The 25,866-nt window shown below is 62.4% G+C and carries 28 protein-coding genes and 5 pseudogenes; 22 read left to right on the forward strand and 11 right to left on the reverse strand.

Annotation, left to right across the window (positions count from 1 at the left end; translation table 11 throughout):
- Positions 1 to 80: 80 nt before the first annotated feature.
- The 3 genes and pseudogenes from Thiowin_RS22390 to Thiowin_RS22400 all read left to right on the forward strand — a co-directional run.
- A complete protein-coding gene (locus Thiowin_RS22390) occupies positions 81 to 203 on the forward strand; it encodes a hypothetical protein (RefSeq protein WP_328985183.1) in 123 nt (40 codons plus the stop codon).
- A 6-nt stretch (positions 204 to 209) separates the two neighbouring features.
- Positions 210 to 671, forward strand: a complete 462-nt coding sequence (locus tag Thiowin_RS22395) for a glycosyltransferase family protein (protein ID WP_328985184.1) — start codon at positions 210 to 212, stop codon at positions 669 to 671.
- 126 nt (positions 672 to 797) lie between these two features.
- A pseudogene (locus Thiowin_RS22400) lies at positions 798 to 1,078 on the forward strand (NAD-dependent epimerase/dehydratase family protein); the annotation flags it as partial.
- 168 nt (positions 1,079 to 1,246) lie between these two features.
- On the opposite strand, the pseudogene Thiowin_RS22405 reads toward Thiowin_RS22400, so the two are convergent.
- Positions 1,247 to 2,418: pseudogene (locus Thiowin_RS22405) on the reverse strand (IS3 family transposase); the annotation flags it as partial.
- A gap of 68 nt (positions 2,419 to 2,486) precedes the next feature.
- On the opposite strand from Thiowin_RS22405, the gene Thiowin_RS22410 reads away from it, so the two are divergent.
- The gene (locus Thiowin_RS22410) at positions 2,487 to 2,756 is read left to right on the forward strand and encodes a Rossmann-fold NAD(P)-binding domain-containing protein (protein WP_408034122.1); all 270 of its coding nucleotides are present in this window, start codon (positions 2,487 to 2,489) and stop codon (positions 2,754 to 2,756) included.
- A gap of 133 nt (positions 2,757 to 2,889) precedes the next feature.
- A complete protein-coding gene (locus tag Thiowin_RS22415) occupies positions 2,890 to 3,126 on the forward strand; it encodes a carbamoyltransferase C-terminal domain-containing protein (RefSeq protein ID WP_328985185.1) in 237 nt (78 codons plus the stop codon).
- A gap of 178 nt (positions 3,127 to 3,304) precedes the next feature.
- On the opposite strand, the gene Thiowin_RS22420 is transcribed toward Thiowin_RS22415, so the two are convergent.
- Complete coding sequence (locus Thiowin_RS22420; RefSeq protein WP_328985186.1) at positions 3,305 to 3,631, reverse strand: type II toxin-antitoxin system RelE/ParE family toxin; 327 nt, start codon at positions 3,629 to 3,631, stop codon at positions 3,305 to 3,307.
- Complete coding sequence (locus Thiowin_RS22425) at positions 3,624 to 3,908, reverse strand: type II toxin-antitoxin system Phd/YefM family antitoxin (RefSeq protein ID WP_328985187.1); 285 nt, start codon at positions 3,906 to 3,908, stop codon at positions 3,624 to 3,626. The genes Thiowin_RS22420 and Thiowin_RS22425 overlap by 8 nt, the downstream gene beginning before the upstream one ends.
- Before the next feature lie 134 nt (positions 3,909 to 4,042).
- Between Thiowin_RS22425 and Thiowin_RS25510 the strand changes: the two genes are divergently transcribed.
- From Thiowin_RS25510 to Thiowin_RS22475, 12 genes and pseudogenes are all read left to right on the forward strand, one after another.
- Positions 4,043 to 4,153 (forward strand): DUF3368 domain-containing protein, encoded by a 111-nt coding sequence (locus Thiowin_RS25510; protein ID WP_408034246.1) that lies wholly within the window; start codon positions 4,043 to 4,045, stop codon positions 4,151 to 4,153.
- A gap of 91 nt (positions 4,154 to 4,244) precedes the next feature.
- Positions 4,245 to 4,565 (forward strand): hypothetical protein, encoded by a 321-nt coding sequence (locus Thiowin_RS22430; RefSeq protein ID WP_328985188.1) that lies wholly within the window; start codon positions 4,245 to 4,247, stop codon positions 4,563 to 4,565.
- Between the two features lie 81 nt (positions 4,566 to 4,646).
- Positions 4,647 to 5,243, forward strand: a pseudogene (locus Thiowin_RS22435) (NAD-dependent epimerase/dehydratase family protein); the annotation flags it as partial.
- Positions 5,244 to 5,348: 105 nt separating this feature from the next.
- Positions 5,349 to 5,594: a hypothetical protein gene (locus Thiowin_RS22440; protein ID WP_328985189.1), complete on the forward strand. Its 246-nt coding sequence runs from the start codon at positions 5,349 to 5,351 to the stop codon at positions 5,592 to 5,594.
- Positions 5,595 to 5,611: 17 nt separating this feature from the next.
- Positions 5,612 to 5,899: a hypothetical protein gene (locus tag Thiowin_RS22445; protein WP_328985190.1), complete on the forward strand. Its 288-nt coding sequence runs from the start codon at positions 5,612 to 5,614 to the stop codon at positions 5,897 to 5,899.
- 112 nt (positions 5,900 to 6,011) lie between these two features.
- A pseudogene (locus Thiowin_RS22450) lies at positions 6,012 to 7,103 on the forward strand (AAA family ATPase); the annotation flags it as partial.
- Positions 7,104 to 7,107: 4 nt separating this feature from the next.
- On the forward strand, positions 7,108 to 7,416 hold the full coding sequence (locus Thiowin_RS22455) for a heparinase II/III domain-containing protein (protein WP_328985193.1): 309 nt from the start codon (positions 7,108 to 7,110) through the stop codon (positions 7,414 to 7,416).
- Positions 7,413 to 8,711, forward strand: coding sequence for a nucleotide sugar dehydrogenase (locus Thiowin_RS22460; protein ID WP_328985194.1), 1,299 nt, complete (start codon positions 7,413 to 7,415; stop codon positions 8,709 to 8,711). Before Thiowin_RS22455 ends, Thiowin_RS22460 begins: the two co-directional genes overlap by 4 nt.
- A gap of 216 nt (positions 8,712 to 8,927) precedes the next feature.
- A complete protein-coding gene (locus Thiowin_RS25515) occupies positions 8,928 to 8,999 on the forward strand; it encodes a hypothetical protein (protein ID WP_408034247.1) in 72 nt (23 codons plus the stop codon).
- Positions 9,000 to 9,265: 266 nt separating this feature from the next.
- Positions 9,266 to 9,787, forward strand: a pseudogene (locus tag Thiowin_RS22465) (UDP-N-acetylglucosamine 2-epimerase); the annotation flags it as partial.
- A gap of 151 nt (positions 9,788 to 9,938) precedes the next feature.
- Entirely contained in the window at positions 9,939 to 12,005 is a 2,067-nt protein-coding gene (locus Thiowin_RS22470) for a VWA domain-containing protein (protein ID WP_328985196.1), read from the forward strand.
- 108 nt (positions 12,006 to 12,113) lie between these two features.
- The gene (locus Thiowin_RS22475) at positions 12,114 to 14,060 is read left to right on the forward strand and encodes a BatD family protein (RefSeq protein WP_328985197.1); all 1,947 of its coding nucleotides are present in this window, start codon (positions 12,114 to 12,116) and stop codon (positions 14,058 to 14,060) included.
- 162 nt (positions 14,061 to 14,222) lie between these two features.
- Here the strand turns inward: Thiowin_RS22475 and Thiowin_RS22480 are convergent, their stop codons facing one another.
- The gene (locus Thiowin_RS22480) at positions 14,223 to 14,471 is read right to left on the reverse strand and encodes a hypothetical protein (protein WP_328985198.1); all 249 of its coding nucleotides are present in this window, start codon (positions 14,469 to 14,471) and stop codon (positions 14,223 to 14,225) included.
- Positions 14,472 to 14,612: 141 nt separating this feature from the next.
- Positions 14,613 to 14,750 (reverse strand): hypothetical protein, encoded by a 138-nt coding sequence (locus tag Thiowin_RS22485; RefSeq protein WP_328985199.1) that lies wholly within the window; start codon positions 14,748 to 14,750, stop codon positions 14,613 to 14,615.
- A gap of 552 nt (positions 14,751 to 15,302) precedes the next feature.
- On the opposite strand from Thiowin_RS22485, the gene Thiowin_RS22490 reads away from it, so the two are divergent.
- On the forward strand, positions 15,303 to 15,977 hold the full coding sequence (locus Thiowin_RS22490) for a cysteine hydrolase family protein (RefSeq protein WP_328985200.1): 675 nt from the start codon (positions 15,303 to 15,305) through the stop codon (positions 15,975 to 15,977).
- 18 nt (positions 15,978 to 15,995) lie between these two features.
- Positions 15,996 to 16,349, forward strand: a complete 354-nt coding sequence (locus Thiowin_RS22495; protein WP_328985201.1) for a hypothetical protein — start codon at positions 15,996 to 15,998, stop codon at positions 16,347 to 16,349.
- 50 nt (positions 16,350 to 16,399) lie between these two features.
- Here the strand turns inward: Thiowin_RS22495 and Thiowin_RS22500 are convergent, their stop codons facing one another.
- On the reverse strand, positions 16,400 to 16,945 hold the full coding sequence (locus Thiowin_RS22500) for a chemotaxis protein CheW (RefSeq protein ID WP_328985202.1): 546 nt from the start codon (positions 16,943 to 16,945) through the stop codon (positions 16,400 to 16,402).
- Between the two features lie 12 nt (positions 16,946 to 16,957).
- A complete protein-coding gene (locus Thiowin_RS25520) occupies positions 16,958 to 19,732 on the reverse strand; it encodes a methyl-accepting chemotaxis protein (RefSeq protein ID WP_408034123.1) in 2,775 nt (924 codons plus the stop codon).
- 446 nt (positions 19,733 to 20,178) lie between these two features.
- On the opposite strand from Thiowin_RS25520, the gene rpmB reads away from it, so the two are divergent.
- Together rpmB and rpmG are read left to right on the forward strand one after the other, a co-directional pair.
- A complete protein-coding gene (gene rpmB / locus Thiowin_RS22510; RefSeq protein ID WP_328985203.1) occupies positions 20,179 to 20,415 on the forward strand; it encodes a 50S ribosomal protein L28 in 237 nt (78 codons plus the stop codon).
- Positions 20,416 to 20,561: 146 nt separating this feature from the next.
- Positions 20,562 to 20,729 carry a 50S ribosomal protein L33 gene (gene rpmG, locus Thiowin_RS22515; RefSeq protein ID WP_328985204.1) on the forward strand — a complete coding sequence of 56 codons (168 nt, stop codon included), beginning with the start codon at positions 20,562 to 20,564 and terminating at the stop codon, positions 20,727 to 20,729.
- A 189-nt stretch (positions 20,730 to 20,918) separates the two neighbouring features.
- On the opposite strand, the gene Thiowin_RS22520 is transcribed toward rpmG, so the two are convergent.
- The gene (locus Thiowin_RS22520; RefSeq protein ID WP_328985205.1) at positions 20,919 to 21,773 is read right to left on the reverse strand and encodes an SDR family NAD(P)-dependent oxidoreductase; all 855 of its coding nucleotides are present in this window, start codon (positions 21,771 to 21,773) and stop codon (positions 20,919 to 20,921) included.
- A gap of 237 nt (positions 21,774 to 22,010) precedes the next feature.
- Here Thiowin_RS22520 and Thiowin_RS22525 point away from each other — a divergent pair, with 237 nt between their 5' ends.
- Positions 22,011 to 22,334, forward strand: coding sequence for an FmdB family zinc ribbon protein (locus Thiowin_RS22525; RefSeq protein ID WP_408034124.1), 324 nt, complete (start codon positions 22,011 to 22,013; stop codon positions 22,332 to 22,334).
- A 17-nt stretch (positions 22,335 to 22,351) separates the two neighbouring features.
- On the opposite strand, the gene ftsX is transcribed toward Thiowin_RS22525, so the two are convergent.
- From ftsX to ftsY, 3 genes are read right to left on the reverse strand one after another with little or no spacing between them, the layout of a single operon-like run.
- Complete coding sequence (ftsX, locus tag Thiowin_RS22530) at positions 22,352 to 23,314, reverse strand: permease-like cell division protein FtsX (protein ID WP_328985208.1); 963 nt, start codon at positions 23,312 to 23,314, stop codon at positions 22,352 to 22,354.
- A 5-nt stretch (positions 23,315 to 23,319) separates the two neighbouring features.
- Positions 23,320 to 23,988 (reverse strand): cell division ATP-binding protein FtsE, encoded by a 669-nt coding sequence (ftsE, locus tag Thiowin_RS22535; RefSeq protein ID WP_328985209.1) that lies wholly within the window; start codon positions 23,986 to 23,988, stop codon positions 23,320 to 23,322.
- Positions 23,989 to 24,039: 51 nt separating this feature from the next.
- Complete coding sequence (ftsY, locus tag Thiowin_RS22540; protein WP_328985210.1) at positions 24,040 to 25,626, reverse strand: signal recognition particle-docking protein FtsY; 1,587 nt, start codon at positions 25,624 to 25,626, stop codon at positions 24,040 to 24,042.
- Positions 25,627 to 25,866: the final 240 nt, after the last annotated feature.

A 25,866-nucleotide genomic window follows, 5' to 3' on the forward strand; every position in this document is an offset into this window, starting at 1 on the left:
GGACGGTGTCTCCATCGATTAATTCATTGCCAGCGCGGTGGCGGAAAAATTGTCCGCGCTCACTGCCGCAAGCGATCTCCGTGCCCGTGCGAGTCGCAGCGATTCTGCTGCTTTTCGGGCTCGCGGAGGTCAAGCGGGCGATGAGCGAGAACGGCTGGGAGGTGCGCACGGCCATCGAACGGGTGCTGGGGATTCGGGTATGAAGTCGATTGCGGCTCGATCGCCCACGCCTTCGCCGACCCCCGGATCGACGGCGTCTATGGCGACCTGGACTACGTCTCCAACACCGACCCCACGCGGCTCGTGCGCCGCTGGCGTGCCGGCGACTACCACCCCAAACGACTCGCGCGCGGCTGGATGCCCCCCACCTGACACTCTACCTGCGCCGCTCCGTCATCGAACACTGGGGCGGCTTCGACACCGACTTTCGCATCGCCGCCGACTACGACGCCATGCTGCGCTACCTGGCGCGCGGACGCCTCCGCCTGGCCTATATCCCCGAAGTCCTGGTCAGAATGCGCCTCGGCGGTGCCAGCAACCGCTCCCTGTCGCACATCCTGCGCAAGAGCCGCGAAGATTATCGCGCCCTGCGCCGCCACGACGTGGGCGGACTCGGCACCCTGGCCTGGAAGAACCTGAGCAAACTCTCGCAATTCTGGCGCCATGAGTGAACACTTCGCACTCCCGAACCGGCCGCTATCCCCACCATGACCGCCCGAAGCCTCACGCCCCGCGTGATGACTCGGGTGTGAATACAAGGATCCTTGCGCATGTCTAGCCAACCGTCTTCCGCCTCGATCTACATCGCCGGCATCAAACTCTGCGAATCCTACAACCGCCAATACGGCACCGATTTTCGCTGCGTCATGCCGACCAACCTCTACGGCCCCGGCGACACTTCGACCTGGCCAACAGCCACGTCCTGCCCGCCCTGATCCGCCGCTTCCACCAAGCCACACTCGACGCCGCCCCCACCGTCACCGTCTGGGGCAGCGGCGCTCCACGCCGCGAACTCCTGCACGTCGACGACATGGCCGCCGCCTGCCTGCATGTCATGAATCTTGACACCGACACCTGGCGCACCCAGGTCGACCTGTGAGGTGGACCCCATGTCAAGGACAGTTTTCCCCCGAATTTAAGTTAGCGCGCCCAGTTCAGTCGCAGCGGATTGGCGCTGCCCCAGTTCTTCGCCAGCGGAGTCGTCGGCGGAGCGTAGCGGAGCCGACGACTCCGCTGGCGGGTGATCGCCAAAGTGATCAGCAACCACGACACCACCTCCTTTGCCGCTCACATGCACATCGTCCGGCGTTCGGTAGCCAAGCCCCTGGTGAGGGCGTTCACCGTTGTAGAAGGGGAAATACGCCGAGAGGCCCATGAACAGCTCTGTGAGCGTCTCATAGCCCTTGGGGTAAATGTCCTCCCATTTGACGCTGCGCCACAGACGCTCGACGAAGACGTTGTCCAGGGCTCTGCCGCGCCCATCCATGCTGATGGCCACCTCGGCGTCACGCAACACCTGGGTGAAGGCGAGGCTGGTAAACTGCGCGCCCTGGTCGGTGTTGAAGATCTCCGGGCGGCCATGGTGGCGCAGCGCATCCTCCAAGCAATCGATGCAAAAGCCCGTGTCCATTGTGTTCGACAATCTCCAAGAAAGGACTCGTCGTGAGTACCAGTCGATGATGGCCACCAGGTAGGCAAATCCATGCGCGAGTCGCACATAGGTGATGTCACTGCTCCAGACGTGGTTGGGCCGTACAATGGCCAGCCCACGCAACAAGTAGGGGTAGATTTTGTGCTCAGGATGCGGCTTGCTTGTATGAGGCCCAGGCAACATGCCGGCTAAACCTAAAACGCCCATGAGACGCTGAACGCGTTTGCGACTGACCGCATAGCCTTGTGCGCGCAGCATCACAACCATGCGTCGACTCCCATAAAATGGTCTCTTGGTGTATTCCGCATCAATCAGCCGCAACAACTTTTGATCCAGTTCGCTCGGCTCGGCAATACGATCATGGCGGTGTGCATACACTCCAGAGCGATGTACGCCAAGCAGCGCACATTGGCGACTGACCGCTAACCCGCCATCATCAAGGCCGCCCATGTCGATCCACCCGCGACGCACGCTCACAGGCTCACCCCGGACTTTTTTTTCAGCCAGTCCAGCTCCATTTTCAACCGCCCGATCTCGCTGTAGAGTCGCTCTTCGTCGCCACTGTCGTCCACTTTCTTGCGCCCGCGCCGGCCTTCGAACAGCTTGCCGGCGTCCGCCACGATGGCTTTCTTCCACTGGCCTACTTGGACCGGATGAACCCCGTGATCCTGCGCAATCTCGTTAGTCGTCTTCACTCCGCGTACCGCTTCCAAGCCTACTTTGGCCTTGAAAGCGGCACTGAAGGTCTTGCGTTGTCTCTCACTCATCTGCTCTCTCCAAGTCTTTACAAGTCTCTTCAGATGAGGCAAAACTAACTTAATTTAGTGTCCTAAAATTGGGGTCCACTATACCGCGCTGCTCACACCTCAACGTCGGCACCGGCGTCGACCTCACCATCGCCGACCTCGCCCACCTGGTCGCCGACATCGTCGGCTTCCAGGGCCAACTCGTCTTCGACCCCAGCCACCCCGACGGCCCCCCACAAAAACGGCTCGACGTCACCCGCCTGAACGCCCTTGGCTGGCGCGCCCGCATCGACCTGGCCGAGGGCATACGCCAGACCTACCATTGGTTCCTGCACCATCAGGATCAGGCCCGCCTGTGAAACCCGATGCCTCTCGATCCATGAGGCTTCAAACGAAGCGCGCGATTCGAGCAAGCGGGCCTGCGCGTGGTGCCGGCGCCGACGGATTTCGAGGTGATCGAGATGCCCATGAGCCCGCTGCGGTACGTGCCGGATGCGACGGCGCTGCAGACCCGCAAATGGGAAGACCGAGCTGGCCTTTCGCAACGCGCTGGCCGGCATCCTCGAGAAGGAGACTGTGCCGACCTACTTCGAGCAGACGGTCGATAGCCCCTTCATGCAGCATGTAGTGAAGATCCGCCCAGAATGGCGCGAGCGCCTACCGGCGGTGACCCATGTGGACGGCACCGGGAGGCTGCAGACGGTCGACCAGCAAAGCAATCGGCTGTAATCCGTTGTGGGACGGTGGGCACATCAAGTTCTTCAGCACGCGCACGCTGGCTGCGCTGATGAAGGGCAGCGGGTTTGGGCAGATCGAGTTTGCGTACTTCGGGCGTGCGCCGTGGTTGTGAAATAGCAAGGTGTGTTTTGCGCGCAAGCCGTGAGGGTGAGTGTGGAGGACGCGATGGCTAGTCTCGGACCAGCCGCTCCAAGAGGAGCGAGCCTAGGTGGCGTCGACCGTCGAGCACTGCTAGCACGACGACCTGGTCCGGCTCGATTCGATAAATGATCCGCCAGGGCCGCTCGATGAGTTCGCGGTACTGCAGGACATCCACCGCTTGCAACTCCGGCACCACGCGCCCACGCTCGGCGGCAATGCGAAGTGCCTCGGCCCGCTCCTCTAAGCGCTCGAGCACCGCGACGGCGTTTTCAACGGAGTCCTCGGCGATGAAATCGACAATGCCCTCCAGGTCGACACGGGCGGTCTCGGCCCAGCGGACTGGACGCTCACGCATTGGACGACGACCTACCCTGCAAACGCTCGCGTAGCGCCGTGAAGACGTGCCCTTGATCGGTTAGCCTTCCCGCGCGTGCGTCTGCCTCCCCTTGCGCCATGAGCCGGAGCATCACAAGCGCTTGCTCACGACGCTGATACGATTCGTAGTCTTCGACGACCGCTCGTGCGCGGCCGTTTTGGGTCAGGACGATCCGGCTCGGCTCGTCGCGGATTTGATCGAGCAGTCGGCTGGCGTCGGCCCTGAACTCACCCAGGCTGAGGATGGATTCATGCATGGATACATACCTTTTTCGGACTGGATTCGGTTGATCAAGCTTGGCTGGAGGCGCCCGTCGAGTCAAGCGGCTTGCGAGGCGCTGTGCGCTGCGCAAAGGGGCTGAATATTGTCGGATCGGTTCGGCTGCTCGATATGGCGGAACGGCGCGGGCTGATCCATAGCGCGGAAGAATGCATTCGGGAGATGTCGGATTTTGGCTACCGGGTCTCCATCGATCTGTTAGCGAAGATCCGCTCCAGTTAGCGGTTTTGGACGTGCCCCTGAGGCGCTCGCACTGCCGATCAAGCCGCTGTATTACGCCGATGATGGGCGCACGCTGCGGCTGGCCTCTCAGATGCAGGCGTTGCGCGCCGGCGGGGTGATCGACGGCTCGCCGGAGACGGCGGCGCTGGCCGGGTTCTATCTGTTCGGCACCCTGCCCGAGCCTTGGACGGCACTGCGCGGCGTGCGTGCGCTGCCGGCGGGCAGTTGGCTGCGGGTGCGCGATGGCCGGCTGCAGGGGCCGCGGCGGCGGCCTCATTCCTGCTCCCTGTCGCACATCCTGCGCAAGAGCCGCGAAGATTATCGCGCCCTGCGCCGCCACGACGTGGGCGGACTCGGCACCCTGGCCTGGAAGAACCTGAGCAAACTCTCGCAATTCTGGCGCCATGAGTGAACACTTCGCACTCCCGAACCGGCCGCCATCCCCACCATGACCGCCCGAAGCCTCACGCCCCGCGTGATGACTCGGGTGTGAATACAAGGATCCTTGCGCATGTCTAGCCAACCGTCTTCCGCCTCGATCTACATCGCCGGCCTCAAACTCTGCGAATCCTACAACCGCCAATACGGCACCGATTTTCGCTGCGTCATGCCGACCAACCTCTACGGCCCCGGCGACAACTTCGACCTGGCCAACAGCCACGTCCTGCCCGCCCTGATCCGCCGCTTCCACCAAGCCACACTCGACGCCGCCCCCACCGTCAGCGTCTGGGGCAGCGGCGCCCCACGCCGCGAACTCCTGCACGTCGACGACATGGCCGCCGCCTGCCTGCATGTCATGAATCTTGACACCGACACCTGGCGCACCCAGGTCGACCCGCGCTGCTCACACCTCAACGTCGGCACCGGCGTCGACCTCACCATCGCCGACCTCGCCCACCTGGTCGCCGACATCGTCGGCTTCCAGGGCCAACTCGTCTTCGACCCCAGCCACCCCGACGGCCCCCCACAAAAACGGCTCGACGTCACCCGCCTGAACGCCCTCGGCTGGAGCGCCCGCATCGACCTGGCCGAGGGCATACGCCAGACCTACCACTGGTTCCTGCACCATCAGGACCAGGCCCGCCTGTGAAAGAAGAGACAGGCGGTGCTGGACGAAGCGCGCGGATAGCCAGGTAGCCAAGCAGGGTTCGCATCCCGTACCTTTGATTCACACTGAACCGAATCGGATGCCATCATGAATGCCCTTGATCTCATCAAGCAGGAAGTCATCAGCCTGCTCGAGACGCAGCGCGCCGAAGTGCTCGATTTCATCGGCTATCTGAAGAGCCGTTATGCAACCGAAGATCGCGCCGTTTCGCCCGAGGAGCGACTTGCCGATTTGATGGCTTATTTTGCGCCTTACCGAAAAGACTTTGGTGATTTCCTCCTCACGTTTCGGGGTTCAATAATCGCGCCCCTATTGAATCAAGTCTTTGTTTAGTAATTAAAAGCGGCATCATGGATGGTAGGCGCAGCCTGGGACTCTCCAGGCTGCTCACCAAGCTTGGCTTTCACAAGCGCAGTGGTCTGCAAGCATCGCGGATCATCTATCTGCTGTTGATCTGGGTGTGGGTTGGGCGCGAGAGTATTGCGCTATTCGCCCGTCAATCGCTGCGCAGTTTCGCCGATGCCCACAAGGACGCCCTCTATGATGTGCTGGCCCGCGAAGATCTCTATTGGCGCGCCTTTCATCAACCGGCCAGCCGGGGCAAGCACCGGTCGCCAATGGGCGAGTTACGGACCTGACCGAGATCCTCAGCCTTATGAGAGGATGATCAGCACCAAGCCCTGACACCTGACACAGTCACTCAGCGGCCAACGCAGGTAATCGCCCCGCAGCGGAAACCGAGTGCTCATGATGCGCTTTTTCAACACCGAGGGTCCTAACCGGGCCGCCGACCACTACACCCTGCCGCCACTGGCGCGCTGGGATCTGGACGCGATCTTGACGCTGATCGCGCAGAAGAAATATTTCCTGCTCCACGCCCCGCGCCAGACCGGCAAGACCACCTGTCTGCTGGCGCTGATGGATGCGCTGAATCAGGACGGGAGGTATCGCGCGGTCTATGCCAATATCGAGGCGGTGCAGGCCGCGCGTGAGGACATTGCGCAAGGCATGGCGACCCTATGTAGCGTGCTGGGTCGCGCCGCGCGGCAGTCCACGGAAGAACAGGAGCCCGAGCACTGGCTGCACCAACAGGGCGATCGCGTGGCGCCTGGTGATCGGGTCGCGATGTTGCTGGAACACTGGTCGTCATCCGATCCCCGCCCCCTGATCCTGCTCCTCGACGAGGTCGACGCCCTGATCGGCGATACCCTGATCTCGCTGTTGCGCCAACTGCGCGCCGGCTATCCGCAACGCCCGGCGCGCTTTCCGCAGACGGTCATCCTCTGTGGCGTGCGCGATCTGCGCGACTACCGCATCCATGCCCGCTCCGAGCCCGAGGTCATTACCGGCGGCAGCGCCTTTAACATCAAGGCCAAGTCTTTGCGTCTGGGCGACTTTAGCCCTGCCGAGGTGCGGGCACTGTTGGCGGAACATACCACCGAGACCGGGCAGGTCTTCACCCCCGAGGCGATCGAGCGGGTCTGGGCGCTGACCCAGGGCCAGCCTTGGCTGGTCAATGCCCTGGCCTATGAGGCCTGCTTCGAGCGCCCCGAAGGACGGGATCGCCAGCATCCGATCGACCGGGAGATGATCGAGCAGGCCAAGGAGCAGTTGATCCTCAACCGCGTCACCCATCTCGATCAGCTCGACGACAAGCTGCGCGAGGAGCGGGTGCGGCGCATCATCGAGCCGATGCTCGCCGGCACGGCCTTAGGCCCGGTACCGGTGACGGATCTCGAGTACCTCACCGACCTGGGCCTGCTCCGTCAGGTCGATGGCGGCGGCATCGAGGTGGCAAATCCCATCTACAGCGAGGTGCTGCCGCGCATGTTGGCAACAGGGTGAAATGGGGACGTACCAGGTTTTTGATGACCTCGAGCGCTTCAAAGTGTCCCCGTTGTTGGTCTCGGCGGCGCATGATGGTTATCGGCGGTTGCCGGGACGACCGGTGCATCGGCGCCACTGGCAGTTGGCGGAAGATCGCTTGGTGGTGAGTGATCGGATTGAGAGCGAGGTTCGCTCGGCCGTGGCGCGCTTTCATCTGCATCCGCAGGCTAAGGCCAGCATCGAGGAGGCTTGCGGCGTGCTGCGCTTGCCCGTTGGTGCCCCCATCCGTTGGCGCGTGAGTTTTTTCAAACACAGGAATCTCCCATGAAACTCATTGACCGTCTGAACAACCGCGAGGCCCAAATCGGCATTCTCGGGCTCGGCTACGTGGGCCTGCCGCTCATGCTGCGCTTCAGTGAGGTCGGCTACCCGGTACTCGGCCTCGACATTGACGCCGCCAAGGTCGAGGCCCTGATGGCGGGTCGCAGCTACATCGAGCACATCCGTGCCGAGGCCATCGGCCAGGCCCTGGAGCAGGGCTTCAGCGCCACCACTGACTTCAGCCGCGCGCGCGCATGCGATGCGCTGATCCTCTGCGTGCCGACGCCACTGAACCAATACCGCGAGCCAGATCTGAGCTACGTCATCAACACCACGGAGGCCATCGTGCCGCACCTGCGCGCCGGGCAGGTCGTTTCCCTGGAGAGCACCACCTGGCCCGGCACCACCGAGGAGGTCCTCAAGCCCCGCTTGGAATCCACCGGGCTCAAGGTCGGCGAGGATGTCTTTCTGGTCTTCTCGCCCGAGCGCGAAGACCCTGGCAACCCGACGTTCACCACTCGCAGCATTCCGAAGGTGCTCGGCGGAGTGACGCCGGCCTGCACTCGGGTCGGTCAGGCCCTCTACGGGCAGGTGATCGATGAGGTGGTCACGCTGAGTTCCACGCGCGCCGCCGAAATGACCAAGCTCCTGGAGAACATCCACCGCGCGGTCAACATCGGCCTGGTCAATGAGCTGAAGATCGTCTGCGACCGCATGGGCATCGATATCCACGAGGTCATCCGCGCCGCGGCGACCAAGCCGTTCGGCTTCACGCCTTACTACCCTGGTCCCGGCCTTGGCGGCCACTGCATCCCGATCGACCCTTTCTATTTGACCTGGAAGGCGCGTGAGTATGGCCTGAATACCCGCTTCATCGAGCTCGCCGGCGAGGTCAACGCCGCCATGCCCGAGTGGGTGGTCGGCAAGGTTGCCGATGCGCTCAATGAGCGCGGCAAGGCCATCAAGGGCAGCCGCATCCTAGTGCTCGGCATCGCCTACAAAAAGAACGTCGATGATCGGCGCGAATCGCCCTCGATGATCCTGATGGAGCGGCTCGAGGCCAAGGGCGCCGCGATCAGCTACTCGGATCCGCACGTGCCACGCTTCCTGCCGATGCGCAAGCACGATTTCGATCTTGCGTCGGTCCCGCTGACCCCCGAGACCCTCGCCGCGACCGATTGCGTGCTGCTGGCAACCGATCATGATCGCTTTGATTACGAGCTGATCAAGGCCCATGCCCCGCTGATCGTCGATACCCGCGGGCGTTATCGGGAGCCGGCAGCGCATATCGTGCGGGCTTGAGTGCACTACCATCTGGCGAGCTAGGATCAGGCCACGCAGGTGGATCGGACACACACTAGGTGCCAGCAGTGTTTTCCTTCGGCGGCTGAAGCCGGCCGCGCCGATAGAGATTCAGCGCCAACGACGGCCCGGTGGTCTCCAGCTTCATCGTGCAGGCCCTGCGCAACGGATGGACCCCTGCTAACCCCGGACGGGCGAAATCCTCAAGTCAAAACAGTGTGGTTCATGGAAACCGGACAAAATGCGCCTTACTTCATTATGTCTCATCCATTAAGGAGGGCAAGATGATCAACGAAATTGACTGTATTGTTTTGACCACCGACCTTTCCGAATAGCGAACAACCGCAAAGCTTGAATCGACTGCCAAGCCGGTCGGGGCATGCGCCCCGCCCGGATCCTTTAAACACCGCCACCCCCGCTTAAAAATTTGAATTTGCGCGAAACACTGATGTAGCTCCCGGACACCATTGTCTGGATTGCTTATCTAAATGCGAGACCCTCTGCGGTCAAGCCGGCGGTGCGTTCAAAACCGACTAGCGGGGGCTTTTTTCGACCAACTCAGCATCCCGGTTGAATATGTGGATGGTGGTATCCGCTCAGGCGACTGGAGCATGCCTGAGGAGATCAACCGCATGGTGACTGAAAGCATCACCAACTGATTCTTCACCACCAGTGAGTTTGCCAATGCCAACCTGTGCAAGGCCGAGGAGGTGGAGGCGCGCATCCACTTCGTCGGCAACACCATGATCGACACCCTGCTGGCGAATATGGACCGCCTGCGGATTAGCGACTTCACTGCCCGTGGATTGCAACAAGCCAAGGATGAACTCGACGTGCTGAAACTCCCGGACAGCGAACGCCGCGCCTATGAGCGCCACCAAGACGACCTGCACCAGCAAGCAAGCATGTTTCAATCCTCCTACGGCGTTGGTCTGCTGCAAGTGCGTAAGCTTGGGCGTAAGCTTGGGCGCGAGGAAGGGCAAGACGAAGGGCGGCGGACAGAGCGCGAGCGCATCGCCCGGAGCCTGCTCGATGTCATTGCTGACGACACGGTAATCGCCGAAAAACTGGCATGAGTCAGGATGATGTCCGCCGTTTACTCGGGTCAACCTGAGGCCCTCGGCGCCGGCACCACCTCGGACGATGAAGGTGCTGTTTCACGGCAATACTGTAACGACCACTCAACAGGCACCAATTCCCGACTATTTAAATGATTGCAAACCCGATATGCCAAGCGACTTCCATTTCCTGAATCCCTGGTGGCTGCTCGCCCTGCTGCCGCTGGCGCCCATCCTGTGGTTCGGCGCCACCGACCAGAGCAACGCCAGCAGCGCCTGGCGGCGAGTGATTGACGCCCGTCTGCTGCCGGTGCTGACGCTGCAACCCGCCAAGCTCAACCCTCTGGCCGCGCGTCTGCCGCTGGTGCTGCTCGCGCTCGGCTGGCTGATTGCCGTGTTGGCGCTGGCCAACCCCACCTTTGAGCGCAAGCCGGTGCCGACCTTCAGCGGCGGCCGAGATCGCGTCGTGGTGTTGGACCTGTCTCGCTCCATGGAGGCCGCCGACCTGACGCCCAGTCGTCTGGCGCGCGCGCGCTACAAGGTGGCCGATATTCTGGCGCGCGTGCGCGACGGGCGAGTGGGTCTGATCGCCTTTGCCGGCGATGCCTTCACGGTCGCCCCCCTGACCCAGGATGCCGACACCATCCTCGCCATGCTCGAAGCCCTGCAAACCGAGATCATGCCGGTGCCCGGCAGCCGCCCCGATCTGGCCCTGAAGCGCGCCGGTGCCCTGCTCGAGCAGTCCGGCGCGACCAAGGGCGAGGTGGTACTGATCAGCGACGATGCCGGTGACCAACGCGCCCGCGCCGCCGCCGAGGCGCTGAAAGCCCAGGGCCATCGCCTCGCGGTCATCGGCGTCGGCACCGCCGAGGGCGCGCCCGTGCCCGGCGTGCGTCGTGCCGATGGGCCGGTGATTACCAAACTGGATGCCGAGGCTCTGCGCGCGCTGGCACGGGCCGGCGGCGGCAGCTACGCCGGACTGACCTCGGATGATCTTGATCTCAACTCCGTGCTTAGCGCGCCCGACACCGGAGGCAACCTACCGGCGGAGCTCACCGAGAGCCAGATCCAGGCTTGGTATCCGCTCGGCCCCTGGGTCGCGCTGGCACTGTTGCCGCTCGCCGCCTTGGCGTTTCGGCGTGGCTGGCTGTTGGTCAGCTTGCCGCTACTGATCGGCTCCATGCTAGTGATGGCACCCGCCGACCCGGCGCACGCCTTGGGTTGGGATGATCTCTGGCTGCGGCGCGATCAGCAGGCGGCTCAGGCCCTGGCGCAAGGGGAGCCCGAGCGCGCGCGCGAACTGGCGCCCGACCCCCAACGCCGCGGCACCGCCGCCTATCGCGCCGGCGATTATCAAGCCGCCGCCGAGGACTTTTCCGCCGGCGAGACCGCCACTGACCACTACAATCGCGGTAACGCCCTGGCCCGGGCAGGCGAACTCGAGGACGCGCTCGCGGCCTATGAGGAGGCATTGGCCTTGCAGGGAGTGCACCAGGACGCGCGCCACAATCACGCCCAGGTCAAAAAGTTGCTTGAACAACGACAACAAGAGCAGCAACAGCAGCAGCAAGACCAGCAGCAAGACCAAGAGGATAACGAGGATGGCGAGTCGGGTGAGGAGTCACCTGATCGGAGCCAGAGCCAGAGCCAGAACCAGGACGAGAATCAGGAGCAAAGTCAGAACCAGTCCGGTCAAAGCCAGGACGGTCAGCCCCAGGATGGCGAATCCTCGGATGACAACCAGGCGCGAAATGAGCAATCCGAGCCCAAATCATCAGACAACCAGTCGTCAGAGAATGGTGAACAGGATTCCGAGTCACCACAAGATTCCCAGTCATCTGACCAAGAACAGCCTCGGCCATCCGGTGATGGCCGCGAGACGGACAGCAGCAACCAGCAAGCAAGCAACAACGAGATAGAACCCGGACGTGACCGCCAAGCCGAGCAGCAGGCCGCCGAGGATTATCGCGAGGCCGCGCAAGCCGCCGAAGCCAAAGCAAAGGCTGAGGCTGAGGCTGAGGCTGAAGCCGAGAAAGAACAAGACCGGCAGCAAGCAGCAACCGCCAGTCAGACCGCCGAGGGAACACCCGAGGAACGAGAAGCCCGCGCCGCCGCCGAGCAATGGCTCAGGCGCATTCCGGATGACCCAGCCGGGCTGCTGCGGCGCAAGTTTCTCTACCAATACAGCCAGCGCGTCGGCCCGGAGCAGAATGTCGCGGCTGGGGAGCCTTGGTGATAGGCCTTGCCCCATGGCACGACCTGTATCTTGGTCGCCCCATGCCACAAGAGGAGCCATCCGGTCACGCATTTTTTGCAGAGGGACATTGGAATGATTAGGCAACCCATGAGAAGCCCGGTGGGATATGCGCTGCTGTTTACCCTGGCCCTGCTCTGCCCTGCCCTGGCCAGCGCCGCCGTCACCGCCACGCTTGATCGCCAACAGCTCTATGAAGGCGATGTGCTGACCCTGACCCTTGAGGCCAGTGGCCAAGGCCAGGCGGCCGAGCCGGATCTGGCCGTGCTGGAACAGGATTTCGACATCCTGGGGACCAGCCGCGGCTCGCAGATCAGCATCATCAATGGGCGTTCCAGCAGCAGTCAGCAGTGGCGCATTCGTTTGCAGCCCAAGCGGCTGGGGGAGTTGCGCATTCCGGCGCTGGCGATTGGAAACGAATCCACCCGGCCCATGCGGGTGCGGGTGAGCGCATTGCCCGAGAGCGCCCTTGGCAACCCGGGTGACGATGTCTTTGTCGAGCTGGAATTGGAACGCCCCGCCGGCACCGCGACCGATGCGCCGGTGATGGTGCAACAGCAACTGCCGCTCGTCGTGCGCCTGTATAGCGCCTTGCCCTTGCGCGGCGGTAGCCTGAGCGATCCGCGCGCCGAGGGCGCGATGCTTGAGCGCCTGGGGCCGGATCAGCGCTACAGTGCCAACCGCAATGGGCGCGACTATCAGGTGATCGAGCGTCGCTACAGCCTAAGCCCGGAGCGCAGCAGCGAGTTGCGCATACCGCCAGTGGTGTTCGAGGGAGAACTCTCGCCCGGTTCCAATCAGGGTTCCAATCAGGGTTCCAATCAGGGTGGCGCGGGCGGCGGAAGCCAGCGCTCGCGCCTTGATCGCATGTTCGAGGATTTTCCCTTCGCGAGCAATTTTGCCACCTCTCCACTATCGATGTTCGAGCCCGGACAGCCGGTGCGGGCGCAAAGCCGGGCGCTGACGCTGGAAGTGACCGCGCGGCCGGAAGACTTTGCTGGTTCCGACTGGCTGCCGGCCGAGGCGCTGACAGTGACGGACTCCTGGGCGGCATCGCCACCAAGCCTGCGCGTCGGCGAGCCAGCCACCCGCACCCTGACCCTGACCGCCAAGGGCCTGGCTGGCAGCCAGATTCCGGATATCGACACGCAGGTACCGGACAGCGTGCGCGCCTATCGCGAGCCGAGCGAGCATGAGACCCGCACCGACGGTCAGGCGGTCTTCGCCGTCAGCCGGCAATCCATGACCCTGATCCCGACCCGGCCCGGCGCCCTGGAGCTGCCAGCGCTGCGGGTGCGCTGGTGGGACATCACGGCCCAGCGCGAACGCGAGACCCTGGTGCCGAGCCTTCGCCTTGAGGTCGCCGCAGCGGCCGGTGCGCGGGCGCCGGTGACGCCAGATGTTGTCGCAAAGGAGGCACTTGAGGCGCAGCCAGATGCGCCGGCACGCGCGGACCGGGGGCTAGAGGCCAAGGGCCAGGCCGCCACGCCAACAAGCGAGAGCGGCAACGACAGCGGTCAGGGGCTTGGCCTGCTGCTCGCGGCGCTGCTGGCTCTGCTGGCGCTAGCCGCCGCCGGGGTGCTGACCATGATGGCCATGCGCAAGCGTGGACTGACGGGCGCGGTTGCGACCACCACCGCATCGGGTCCAGCCAAGCCCGCCGTGCCACCGCGCCTGAGCGTGCTGCGCGAGGCAGTGCGCCAGGGCGCCGAGCAACATCAACCAGGGACCACGGCCGAAGCGCTGCTGGCCCTAGGCCGGGCGATCTGGCCGGATGATCCACCCCTGAACCTCAGTATACTGGCGCGGCGCCTGACAGAAGGCACGCAGGGAACCGATGCACCTCAATCCCATGCCACGGCGGCAGCGGCCATCAGCGAACTGGAACGGGCGCTTTACGCGCCGCCCGGAGCAAGCTGGTCGGGAACTGGTTTTTGGGACTCGGTGCGCCCGGCCTTGGCTTCAGCGGATACGCCGGTCAAGGACGCGCAAGGCGATTTGCCGCCCCTTTATCCGGATCGGCAGCCTAGGAACTAGGACGATTTGCCCAAGCCAGCGCCCGGACTGGAATGATTTCGCCCAACTCGAGCCGAGGTTTGAGCCGGAGAGTAAGCCTGGAACTTGTCCGCGTTTAGGTCAAGCTTCGTTTATACGTTGAGAACTGTTTCCAGTTCATAGAACGCTTCTGACTTCGCCGGTTCAGCCACTTAACCGGCCCACATAGTGGGTGAAGCCAAGGAAGCTGAAAGTGCGTGGTCCATGGCATTGCGCCCGCTGGCGTCCGAGCCCTCTTGATGTCAAAAGGGCGCTGCCAAATTGCAGCAGCGCCGTCTTGCTCGGCTCGATCTCCAGATCGAATTTGGCCAAGCGCTCACGCATCTCCAGAAAGCGTAGCAGGTGGGCGTGGGAGACGTGGTCGAAGAAAGCTTTGATGTCAGCTTCGACCACCCCGCAACGTCCGTTCGTGGGTAATCACCTCCGCAACCCGACGTAGCGCATCATGCGCACTGCGACCGGGGCGAAAGCCATAGGAGCCGGCCCTTGGCATATTCCTCCTTCTAAACCCCTTCAACTCCGGGCGCCCTGTGTTCAATCAGGGGTTCCGTTCTCGCGTCCGAAGCTCTCGCGCAGCCCCTCGGGATCAAACAGCAATCCCATCAGGGAGGTGAACCGCGTGCGCAGTTCCTCGCGCGCCTTCAGTGTGAAACGCTTCAGGTTGGTTGTCACGTGCTTCAGTCCTCTCAGCGTAGGGACCTGTGTCACTGACCTGAGTCAGTCGCATTGGTTGGGACCACTAACCGGGTGTTGTTATCCTGTGCCAGTGCTTCCCAGGTCTCGTAGGGACGAGGGGACCGATAGCAAAACGCATGCTGGTCGTAGTCCCCGGCCACGTGAGCCCCCTCAGTTCCGAAATTGATCAACTACCGAAAAAATCCGCGCGCATCTGAATGTTCGCGACTTCCTGGATACCCCGCGAGCCAGTGACGTCAACACCCTGGGCCGCCGGCTTTGAGCCAAAGCGAGCGCAAAGCCTTCGCCGGTTTCACCTCGACAAGCTGCTTGCCAGAGGCAGTCGCGCGGGAGGGAAGACGCGCCAGGAGTCTCGGCTCGCCGGCTTCCGGTCGCGAGGATGACGGCTTGCGGGCAATCTGGCACATTAAGATCAGCAGGAATCGGCTCGCCGTTTGCCCGCCGGAGTGGCATGAGCGCCTGGCTGCGAATGCGCGACGCCGGGGCGTCTGAGGACCGATCAAGCCTAATTGTAAAAGAGGTTCCACCATGAACTGGAAAACCGCGCACCGCTCTTTTTATTACCAGAACGCACCCGAGCCCGAGGACATGACGCTGCCCTGGCGCGAGACCGCCTTGCTGTGCATCGACGTGCAGAACTACGGCCTGGCCGAGCACCAGGATCCGGCGGAGCGCGCGCGCTGGGAGCCGTTTCATCAGCGCATGCGTGGGACCGTGATCCCGCGCTTAAAGACCCTGCAACGGTCGTTTCGCGATCACGGCATCGACGTGATTCATGCGCGTATCGCCTGCCTGCTCAACGACGGGCGTGATCGCTCGCTCAGCCAGAAGATGCCGGGCTGGAACAATCTGCTGATGCCAAAAAGCAGTTTGGAGTCGCAGATCATTCCCGAACTGGCGCCGATCGAGGATGAAATCGTCATCACCAAAACCGGCGACAGCGCGATGACAGGCACCAACCTGCGCCTGGTGCTGGCCAACATGGGAATTCGTCATCTGGTGGTGGGCGGGATCTACACCGATCAGTGCGTTTCCTCGACCGTGCGCAGCCTGGCCGATGAAAGCTTCAATGTCATCGTGCTCGATGACTGCTGCGCCGCCGGTACCGATGAGCTGCACCGCGCCGAGCTTGCGATCATCAATCGCATTTATTGTCATGTCATGCAAAGTGACGAGTTGCTGGGGATGATGGGACTTGGGTAAGTCCAAGGCCTCCTGCTGATGGGTGCGCAGATTGAAGTCGGCCTGGCAGGCGCGCTGCTTGGGGAGAAAGTCGTCCATGTCGAGCAGGCCGGGCACCCGCTTAAGAAAGAGCGTGAGCTGTTCCTTGACGCGCTCGCGGCGCTGGTCGAGTTCATGATCCGTCCAACGATAGACATGCCAGCCCTGGTGGATCAGGCTGTTCTGGAGCAGCAGGTCGTCTTCGTATTTGGTGCGGTCAAAGGCGGGCGACTGGTTAATGGGGCCAGGGTAGGTTTAATTTTCAGCATAGCTGAAACACAATTCGACCCAGGCCCCTTTTCTTTCTTTTCTTTCCAATCGGCCTTAATAATTATCCTTTTCATGGACAAATAAAACACTCATCGGAGATGCCGTCTTCGTATGTGCCGACGGCGGGCATGCCCCTAGCCCACCGGATCGAGACTGGCCCCTTCGGTCATTTTTTTCAGCTCGGCGAGTTCCTGCACCGAGAGCACATGGTTGATGGCAAGGATAATCACGAAGACATCCTCCACCCGGCCCATGGCCTGAATGAAATCCGTGCTGATATCCGAGCCAAAGGTCGGCGCCGGGCGAACATCCTCGCGTGGAATGTCGAGAATGTTCTTGACCTCATCGACCAGCATGCCAAAGACATAGCTGCTGCGATTGGACTCGACCTCCACCACCACCACGCAGCTGCGCTTGGACAGTGTTGCCGCGCCGCGGTTGAGTCGGGCCGCCAGATCAACGATGGGAACCACGTTCCCCCGAAGATTGATGACACCACGAATGTGTTCCGGCGTCATGGGAACCTGGGTAATCTGGGGCGTTTCGATAATCTCCTGCACGGCATCAATGGGCATCGCGAGGCGTTCCTCGGCGACCGAAAAGGTCAGATACTGATTTGCCTCGTCACCGCTGTCGGTCCCGGCTTTGCCTGGCTGTTTGGATGCTGTTGCCTCTGTCATCGGGGTCTCCGCCTAAAAGCGTTCGAAGTCTGGTGAAGTTGTGTCCCTGTCATCCTGGGCACCGGCAAGCTCTGACTGTCGCGCACGCGCGGCAGTCTTGGATGTCGATGCCCGAGGGGGCTTGCCACGGGACACTTTGAAGAAGGCCATGGTTTCTTGCAACTGCGCGGCCTGACCGCTGAGTTCCTCGGCCGTGGCGGCCAGTTCCTCGGAGGAGGAGGCATTCTGCTGAGTGGCCTTGTCGAGCTGCCCCATGGCCTCGTTGATCTGCCCAATGCCCGAGGCCTGTTCGCCCGAGGCGGCGGTGATCTCCGCGATCAGCTCGGCCGTCTTGACGATATTAGGCACCATGTGCTCGAGCACGCGCCCGGCATCCTCGGCGATGGACAGGCTGTTGGTGGCAAGCTGATTGATCTCCTGCGCGGTCGCGCCGCTGTTCTCGGCCAGTTTGCGCACCTCGGCCGCCACCACGGTAAAGCCCTTGCCATGGTCGCCTGCGCGCGCCGCCTCGATAGCGGCGTTGAGCGCGAGCAGATTGGTCTTGTAGGCAATCTCCTCAATCATACCGATTTTACTGGCAATGTCTTTCATCGCCGCGACCGTGCGCGTGACCGCCTCGCCGCCCTGGCGCGCCTCATCGGCCGAACGCTTGGCGATGTCGTTGGTGACCCGCGCATTCTCGGTATTTTGGTGTACCGAGGAATTAAGCTGCTCAATGCTGGCGGTGGTCTCCTCGACACTCGCGGCCTGCTCGGTGGCGCCCTGGCTCAGCGACTGGGCGGTGGCGCTGACCTCGCTCGAGGCCGAACCAAGATTATCGGCTCCGACCAGCACCTCGCCGACAATCTGGCGCAGTTGCTCGACCAGCCCATGCATGGCGCTCATCATTTCGCCAATCTCGTCGGTGCGATCACTGGCCAGGTTGGTGCGCAGATCGCCATCGGCCACCAGGCGCGCGATGCCAACGGCCTCGATTAGAGGTTTGCTCAGGCCGCGGGCAAAAATCACCGCGGTCACTACCACCAGCAGGGTGAAAAAGCCGGTGATCAACACCGTGCTGCGCACCAGTTGCCAGACCGGGGCCATGACCTCGGCGCGATCGATTTCCGCCACCAGCGCCCAAGTAAAATCGCCCACCTTGACCGGCGTGAAACTCGACAGCACGGGATTGCCATTGTAGTCCGTAATGACACGGGTGCCGGTTTCGCCAGCCAGGGCCGCGCGACTAGCCGCTGTATCCACGCCATTGTCGGCGACAGTGCCGGCAAAGGAGGCCTGCACCGAGCGATGGTCGGGGTCGAGAAAGGAATCCGAGCGCATGCGCTTGTCCGGCCCGACCAGGTAGGTCTCGCCGGTCTCCCCCATGCCATCGCGCTGTTGCATGATGGCATTAATGGTCTCCAGCGGCATTTGCAGGGCCACGACCATCTCCACCTTGCCATCGTGCATGAGAGGTTGGGCGATAAAGGCGGCCGCCGCGCCAGCGGATGGGGCGTAGGCGGCGAAGTCCGCCAAACCCAGGCTGCGCGTACGTAACACATCGCGTACCAGTTCGGCCAGATTGGAGTCACGGTATTCGCCGTCGATCAGGTTGGTGAGATAGTCGGCCTCCTTGGCGACGGTGAAGAAGACCTCACCCTCCGGATGAATCAGGAACAGATCGTAGTAACCATACTGCTCGGTGTAGCGAGCGAACAGCGTCTGTGTCTCGCCCGGCGCCTTCTCGGTCAGCGCCTCCTCGAGATTGCGTTTGCTCAGGATGGCCCACTCGAGCCCCGGCATGGGCAGCGGACTGCCCACCACCAACACCAGCTTGCCGCTGCTGTCGGTGAAAATGCCATTCACTGACTCCCCACCGATCGCGCTTTCAATATAGGGCGTGGAGATAGGCGCGCCAACCACATAGGCCCCATCGCCCATGGTCAGCATGTCGCTGCGGAAAGCGCTCTGCCCTTGGATGCGCCCGACCAAATAGCTCTCGCCCGTCTCGCCCATGCCGTTGCGGGCCTGCACGATGGCGTTCAACTCGGCGAAGGACATGGGCTTGGCAAGGTAGCCGCCAATGCCTGATCCCGTGACCGGCGCGACCAGATAGCCAAGCTGTGCTCCATCGGCGCCCGGGTCGGGACGGACGTCCGCCAGCGCCACGGCCAAATCAGGATCGGCGCGGAGTTGTTCGATGCCGGCGGCCAGCGCCCCCTCGGCCGGGCGACCGGCAGGCTCCGGGCTGTCGCTGGCAAAGAGCACGACGCCCTGATCATCCAGCAACATCAGATTCGTCCAGCCGAGTTCCTCGGCCGCTTTATTTAAATAGACGCGTTCTTTCTCGGCGCGATAGGTCGGTGCCTCGTTAGCCATGGAGAAGGCCGCGGCATCATCGGCCGCCCCCTCCCGGCTCTGGGCACCGGCCAGCACTCGCAACGCACTGCCCAGGCGTTCCTGCCCAGCCAGCGCGACGACTTCGCGCTGCCAGCGGTCGAACAGGCGCTCGACGCGGTCGCGTTTTTCCTGATGCAAGGCCACCAGGCTCAACTCGGCATCGGCCTGGATGCGACGCACCATATCGGTTAGCACGCCGATATCGCCCTCACGCTCGGCAAAATAGCGTTCGATCTGCCCCTGCTTGATGCCGCGCACCGACTCCAGTCGAGCATTGGCCTCCCGCATCAGCGCGTCACGTGCCGACAGGGTGCTCCAGGTGGCAACGATCAGCAAAGGCACCAGGCTACTCAGCAGCATCAGGGCGATCAGCTTGGGTTGCAGGCGGATATTTTTTAGATTGAACATGGAATTGTGTCCTGATCCGCGATCATTTTCAGTGGTGTGATCAATGGCTGTATCGGGCAGAAAACACCAGCCATGACTTCAAGCCTAGCAAACAGCGGCGGCATGGTTGGTAAAGAATCAGTCCGCGCGGGTCAGCGCCCCCTTGCCCGGCCAGCAACCAACCGCAAATGATTCAGCAATTCCAACTTTGGTCATCATGCGCTGGGTTTTTCGGCTGGCTATCGAGTACCAAGTCATAAAGCGGCTGGAAACCGCTTCTACTTCACCAAGAGCACCAAATTTGGAATCGCTGCAAATGATCGCACGGCCTTGACCATACCACCCACGGGTTTTATAATTTCCGGTTTACCTTGGCTGCTTGCTGCCCGCGCGCGCCTGGCGTGTCGCCGTCCATGCAGCTTGCCCCAACCCCTTCCCAGTTCAGAGTTTCCCCGAGGTCAGCCGCCATGTCTCGAGTCTGTCAGGTCACCGGCAAACGCCCGCTGGCCGGTAATAATGTCTCCCACGCCCATAATAAAACCCGCCGCCGGTTCCTGCCGAACCTGCGCTACCACAGATTCTGGATGGAGCCAGAGAAGCGCTGGGTGCGACTGCGTGTCAGCAGCAAGGGCATGCGCATTATCGACAAAAAGGGCATTGAGGTCGTGGTGGCCGAGTTACGTGCGCGCGGCGAGAAGATCTAGCACCAAGACCATCGGTCAGTCATTTCCCTCGGAGTTGCCCAGGGGATTTGCCCGGGCCCTGCTCCAGCACCACCACAAGAAATTCTTCGTCCGATCACCCACGCGATCAGTAGCCAGGGACAAAGATCCCCATCAGGAGAGACAGCATGGCCAAAGCCGCTCGAGATAAAATCCGCCTCAATTCCAGCGCCGGCACCGGTCATTTTTACACGACCACCAAGAACAAGCGCAATCAGCCGGGCAAGATGGAGATGAAGAAATACGATCCCGTTGTACGCAAGCATGTGATGTACAAGGAAGGCAAGATCAAATAGGTTCAAGGTCACATAGGGCTGGACTCCAGTGCTCGGGATCTATCCCTCCTGGGCTCTATCCTCCCCGACCTGAATTACCCCGTCTGGATTCTCACATCTGGTTCACAGGTACTTAAATCCCCAAGGCCTTAATCCCGCCCCCGATCTGGCAGCACTAGTGTTGGCAAACAATAAAGGCATCCTCGTGGATCAGCCACGGCCGCCGCGACTCACCTTGAGCAGCAGGGCGTCGAGCGCCGAGGACGGTAACAGGCGCCGCAATCCACCGAGCAGATGGGTTGGCAAGGTGACCGCATAGCGGGCACTGGGTTTTGGGCTCTCGAGCGCCAGGATGAGTTTTTTCAAGACCGCCTCGGCCGGCAGGGTAAAAGGTTGCACCGCGCCTTCCTGTTCCAGGCGCTCGGCCATGCACCGGTAAGCGTCGGCATGAGGACTGCCAGCTGGGTCGACATAACGCTGAAATGCCGCCCTGGCATTCTCCCGAAAGCGGCTCTCAATTGGGCCGGGCTCGATCAGAATCACCTGAATACCACTGCCGGTTAGCTCCAGGCGCAGGGTATCGGCCAGCCCCTCGAGCGCGAACTTGCTCGCCACGTAAGCACCACGATACGGCAGCGCCACCAGACCAAGGACCGAGCTGTTGTAAATAATGCGACCCCTGCCCTGGGCGCGCATCACGGGGATCACCCGCCGGGTGAGATCATGCCAGCCAAAGAAGTTGGTCTCGAACTGGGCGCGCAGGGCCTCGGGTGTCAGATCCTCGACCGCGCCTGGCAGACCAAAGGCGCCGTTATTAAAGAGCGCATCCAGGCGTCCGTTGGTGACTTGCAGCGCCGCGTCAAGCCCACTGGCGATGCTGTGCGCGTCCGCCAGATCGATGCGCACCGCTGACAATCCGGCCTGCTTGAGGACCGCGACATCTTCCGCCCGGCGGGCACTGGCAACCACCTGATAGCCGCGCTCGGCCAAGCCCAATGCGCAGACGCGCCCAATTCCGCTGGAACAGCCGGTGATGAGCACCCAGCCCGGTTTGATCTCCCCCATTTTCAATTTCCTCCCTTTCAATCTCATCTCCATGTCAATCTCATCCACTCAAGGTATCGCCTCGAAGAAAAAACGCGGGTTTGACAACACCCCCGCGGGTTTGGCTCACAAATCGCGCCAGATCCACTTGCGCTCGATGCCTAACAACCCCATATTGCGCGGGTTAAACTTTGCGTTAAACCGAGGATCCCGATCATGCCCATTTACGAGTACCGTTGCGAAGCCTGCGGCCATGAGATGGACGCACTGCAAAAAATCAGTGACGCGCCTCTGACCGACTGCCCGGAATGCGGCGCGCCGGCGCTGAAAAAGAAGCTCTCCGCCGCTGCCTTTCGGCTGAAAGGCTCCGGCTGGTATGAAACGGATTTCAAAAAAGACGGCCGCAAGAATGTCGTGGATGCGGGCGATAAGACTGGCGACAAAGCCTCCCCCGGCGACAAATCCAAGGGCGATGGCAAGACGCCGGCGAAAACAGAGACCACCGCTGCAAAGCCAGCCGGAAAGGATGCGGGCAAAGCCTCTGCCACCGGCAGTCAGTCGGCCGTTAACAAGGCAGCCTGAGACCCACGGCCGTCGCCTCAGCGCGACGGCTGCATGGCGCCAAGATGGCGACCGACGGCAACCCAACTGCCGAGGATACCTAGCGCCGTCCCTCCGCCAATCAGCACCAGCGATGCCAGGGAGTCAAGCGCGCGCAACCGAAAGACACTCTGATAGCTTTCCGCCAGGCGATCCGCCGGAACCTGCATGGCCAGGACCATAAGCCATACCATGACCCAGGCAGCGAGACCGCTCAGGAGCCCATACCAGGCTCCGCTGTAAAGAAAAGGCCGACGAATGAAACCCGTGGTGGCCCCCACCAGGTGCATCACCTCGATTTCATCGCGGCGATTCTCGATTTCCAGTCGGATGGTGTTGCCCACCACCAGTAGTACTCCGAGCGCCAGCGCCAGACTGAGCAGCCAGAGCGCGCGCTCAAGGAGTTCCACCAGTGCCTGCAGGCGGCGTGCCCACTCGGTATCGAGCCGAATGAAATCCACATCGTTGAGTTGCTCGAGCCCGGCAATCAGCTGCTCGAGCGGTTTTTTTCCGGTCAGCCGCGGCGCCGGAAAGACGGAAATCACCACCGGCAGGGGATTCTCGGTGAGCTGATCAAGCGCGACCCCCAGGCCGCTGTATTCGCGAAACTCGGCCAGCCCCTGCTCTCGTGTAATGACCGCGGCTCGCACGATATCGCTGCGCGCCTGCCATTGCAGGGCAAGGGAGCGGGCCGCCGCTTCATCGACGCCAGGCTCGAGGAAGACAGAAATGGCCGCCGAGCTATCCCAGTAGCCGCCAAGCACCTTGAGGTTTCCTGTCAGCACGTAAAGCGAGGCTGGTAACATCAGGGCCACCGCCATGGCGGCGACCGTCATGGCGGTCGCGAAAGGCGCGACGACCAGCTGCCCCAAGGTCGCCAGCGCACTTTCACGATGATGCGTGAGCCAGGCCTCGAAGCGGGCGGAGAACGGACGCTGCTGACGTCGCGATGAGTGTTTCATCGGATTCACCAACCGCCACTGTCCGCGTCCAGCCGCCCCTCATGCAGACGGATGATGCGGTGCCGCATGAAACTGACAATATCGATGTTGTGGGTGGCGATCAGCAGGGTGACACCAACATCGTGAAAGCGCTCGAACAGACCAAAGATCTCGCGCGACAGGTCCGGATCCAGGTTACCCGTGGGCTCGTCTGCCAGAATCACTGGTGGGCGCGCCACCACGGCGCGGGCAATTCCAACGCGCTGCTGTTCGCCACTGGAGAGGGTAATGGGCAGTACGCGCTCAAAGCGCAATAGGCCAACCTGATCGAGCGCCGCGCGTACCCGCCTGCCGATTTCCTTGCGCGTCATGCCGGAGACGATCAACGGCAGGGCGACATTGTCGAAGACTGTGCGGTTTGACAGCAGCCGATGATCCTGAAAAATCATGCCGATCTGGCGGCGGTAATAGGGCAGTTTGCGCGCCGGCAATTCACCGATATTCATACGATTGACCAGAATCCGGCCGCGGCTCGGGCGCTCCATCAGGCCGATCAGCCGCAGCAGGGTACTCTTGCCGGCGCCAGAGTGGCCGGTGAGAAACGCCATCTCGCCACTGGCCATTTCAAAGCTCAGATCCTTGAGCGCATCGCCGCGTTCCGGGAACCTCTTCCACACACGCTCAAAGCGAATCATGGCGGCTTACTCCCGAACGCCAGGCGCCACGCACATGGTAAGGAGTGCGCACTAAGGCGATAGCAAGGCATTGAGAAATTCATCCGGCTCAAAATAGCGCAGGTCATCGATCTGTTCACCCATCCCGATAAAGCGGATGGGAATGCGCATCTGATCGGCAAGCGCGAACAGGATACCGCCCTTGGCGGTGCCATCGAGCTTGGTCAGGGCGATGCCGGTCAGCGGGATGGCACGGTGGAATTCTTGCGCCTGATGCAGGGCGTTCTGGCCAGTGGTGGCGTCCACCACCAACATCACCTCGTGTGGCGCCTCGGGATCGATCTTTTGCATCACCCGGGCGATTTTCTTCAGCTCCTCCATCAGATTACTTTTGGTGTGCAGTCGCCCGGCGGTATCGGCAATCAGCACATCAATGCCGCGCGCGGTCGCGGCCTGCAGGGCATCGTAGATAACCGAGGCCGAATCCGCGCCCTTGCCCTGGCTGATCACCGGCACCTGGTTGCGCTCACCCCAGGTCTGGAGTTGTTCGACCGCCGCGGCGCGAAAGGTGTCGCCAGCGGCCAGCATGATGGAATTTCCCTCGGCCTGGAGCGTCTTGGCAAGCTTGCCGATGGTGGTGGTTTTGCCCACTCCATTCACACCAACCATGAGGATGACCTGCGGCCGCCCAGGCGCGGGCTGGCGCACCGGCGCGGCACTCGCGCCGAGAATGGCGTGCAACTCGGCGCGCAGGGCGGCGACCAGGGCCGAGGGTTTGGACAACTCGTGCCGGCGCACCCGGCCCGATAGATCCTCAATGATGCGGGTGGTGGCAGCTATGCCGACATCGGCCGTCAGCAGCAGGTTTTCGAGCTCCTCGAGCAGGTCCTCGTCGATTTCCTTGCGGCCACTCACCAGATCACCAATATCCGCGTTAAGAATGGCGCGGGTACGACTGAGCCCGGTTTTGAGACGCGCGAGCATGCCGCGACGCTGCTCGGCGGCGGCTGCTTCCGCCTCGGCCGCGGCGGCCGCAAGCAGGCTGGCGCGGGCGGCTTCAGCTTTGGCCTCGGCTTCCGATTCGGTTTCGGTTTCGGTTTCAGTTCCAGATCCGATCTGAGTTGCGGACTTGGCATTAGGCGCCGGCGTGGGCTTGGGCGCCGATACAACCGACCTGCTTTGTTCTGCTGTTGCTGGTGCCTTTACTGGTGCTTTTGCCGCCGCCGGCGGGCGGGCTTGCGCCGCTGTCTTGCGCTCGGTCTTGCGCTCGGATGTGCCACTAACGTCCTCATCCGGCGTTCCCTCGGCCGGCTGATCGCGGCCGCGCAGGCGTGCAAAAAAACCGCCCTTCTTGCCGCCCTTGGTTTCCGGCTTGCCTTTCTCGTCATCCTGCTCGGTCGCGGAGCGAACAGGCGCCTGTGTTGGTGGCCTGGAATCCTTGGCCGCGACTGGCGGACTGGCGGTTTGGGTGGCCGCCAGGGCGGGCGGCTGGGCAACATTCACAACAAGTTTGGACGCATCGCTGGCGCGCCCCCCATCGGGCCCGAATATCTCGCCAGGATCGGCGGCGGCCTTGGCCCTGGCCTCGGCGGCGGCTTGCAGCGCCGCTTCATGCGCGGCTTGATCCAGCTTGTGTTTCTTTTTCCCAAATCCAAACATGGCCTGTTTCCGGCAAGGTGGGATCAGCCCGGGAGGGTGGTTCGTGCGCCTTGGCTCGCACCCTGATACCAGACACTATCGTTATGCCCGTTATGCTAGCAGAAGGCGCCGGGCGAGTCCGACCAGATGCCAGCACCGGCGCCATATCGGGCCTCGGCGGCAGTCCGGACCTTGGCTGATTGGTTCCTTATGGCAAAGCCACGTTCTGCCTCACCGGCCGCGGCGATCCGAGATACCTGG

Source organism: Thiorhodovibrio winogradskyi (genome assembly GCF_036208045.1).
GTDB classification, from domain to species: Bacteria; Pseudomonadota; Gammaproteobacteria; order Chromatiales; family Chromatiaceae; genus Thiorhodovibrio; species Thiorhodovibrio winogradskyi.

Excerpts from the sequence above, each read along its gene's own strand:
- Thiowin_RS22460 (WP_328985194.1), top strand. The coding sequence starts at position 7,413 with ATGAAACTCATTGACCGTCTGAACAACCGCGAGGCCCAAATCGGCATT.
- rpmG (WP_328985204.1), top strand. The coding sequence starts at position 20,562 with ATGGCCAAAGCCGCTCGAGATAAAATCCGCCTCAATTCCAGCGCCGGC.
- Thiowin_RS22440 (WP_328985189.1), top strand. The coding sequence starts at position 5,349 with ATGAATGCCCTTGATCTCATCAAGCAGGAAGTCATCAGCCTGCTCGAG.
- Thiowin_RS22495 (WP_328985201.1), top strand. The coding sequence starts at position 15,996 with ATGGGTGCGCAGATTGAAGTCGGCCTGGCAGGCGCGCTGCTTGGGGAG.
- Thiowin_RS22500 (WP_328985202.1), bottom strand. The coding sequence starts at position 16,945 with ATGACAGAGGCAACAGCATCCAAACAGCCAGGCAAAGCCGGGACCGAC.
- Thiowin_RS22525 (WP_408034124.1), top strand. The coding sequence starts at position 22,011 with ATGGACGCACTGCAAAAAATCAGTGACGCGCCTCTGACCGACTGCCCG.
- Thiowin_RS22475 (WP_328985197.1), top strand. The coding sequence starts at position 12,114 with ATGAGAAGCCCGGTGGGATATGCGCTGCTGTTTACCCTGGCCCTGCTC.
- rpmB (WP_328985203.1), top strand. The coding sequence starts at position 20,179 with ATGTCTCGAGTCTGTCAGGTCACCGGCAAACGCCCGCTGGCCGGTAAT.
- Thiowin_RS22455 (WP_328985193.1), top strand. The coding sequence starts at position 7,108 with ATGGGGACGTACCAGGTTTTTGATGACCTCGAGCGCTTCAAAGTGTCC.
- Thiowin_RS25520 (WP_408034123.1), bottom strand. The coding sequence starts at position 19,732 with ATGTTCAATCTAAAAAATATCCGCCTGCAACCCAAGCTGATCGCCCTG.
- Thiowin_RS22415 (WP_328985185.1), top strand. The coding sequence starts at position 2,890 with ATGCGACGGCGCTGCAGACCCGCAAATGGGAAGACCGAGCTGGCCTTT.
- ftsY (WP_328985210.1), bottom strand. The coding sequence starts at position 25,626 with ATGTTTGGATTTGGGAAAAAGAAACACAAGCTGGATCAAGCCGCGCAT.
- ftsX (WP_328985208.1), bottom strand. The coding sequence starts at position 23,314 with ATGAAACACTCATCGCGACGTCAGCAGCGTCCGTTCTCCGCCCGCTTC.
- Thiowin_RS22520 (WP_328985205.1), bottom strand. The coding sequence starts at position 21,773 with ATGGGGGAGATCAAACCGGGCTGGGTGCTCATCACCGGCTGTTCCAGC.
- ftsE (WP_328985209.1), bottom strand. The coding sequence starts at position 23,988 with ATGATTCGCTTTGAGCGTGTGTGGAAGAGGTTCCCGGAACGCGGCGAT.
- Thiowin_RS22430 (WP_328985188.1), top strand. The coding sequence starts at position 4,245 with ATGCAGGCGTTGCGCGCCGGCGGGGTGATCGACGGCTCGCCGGAGACG.
- Thiowin_RS22420 (WP_328985186.1), bottom strand. The coding sequence starts at position 3,631 with ATGCGTGAGCGTCCAGTCCGCTGGGCCGAGACCGCCCGTGTCGACCTG.
- Thiowin_RS22445 (WP_328985190.1), top strand. The coding sequence starts at position 5,612 with ATGGATGGTAGGCGCAGCCTGGGACTCTCCAGGCTGCTCACCAAGCTT.
- Thiowin_RS22490 (WP_328985200.1), top strand. The coding sequence starts at position 15,303 with ATGAACTGGAAAACCGCGCACCGCTCTTTTTATTACCAGAACGCACCC.
- Thiowin_RS22470 (WP_328985196.1), top strand. The coding sequence starts at position 9,939 with ATGCCAAGCGACTTCCATTTCCTGAATCCCTGGTGGCTGCTCGCCCTG.
- Thiowin_RS25510 (WP_408034246.1), top strand. The coding sequence starts at position 4,043 with ATGGCGGAACGGCGCGGGCTGATCCATAGCGCGGAAGAATGCATTCGG.
- Thiowin_RS22425 (WP_328985187.1), bottom strand. The coding sequence starts at position 3,908 with ATGCATGAATCCATCCTCAGCCTGGGTGAGTTCAGGGCCGACGCCAGC.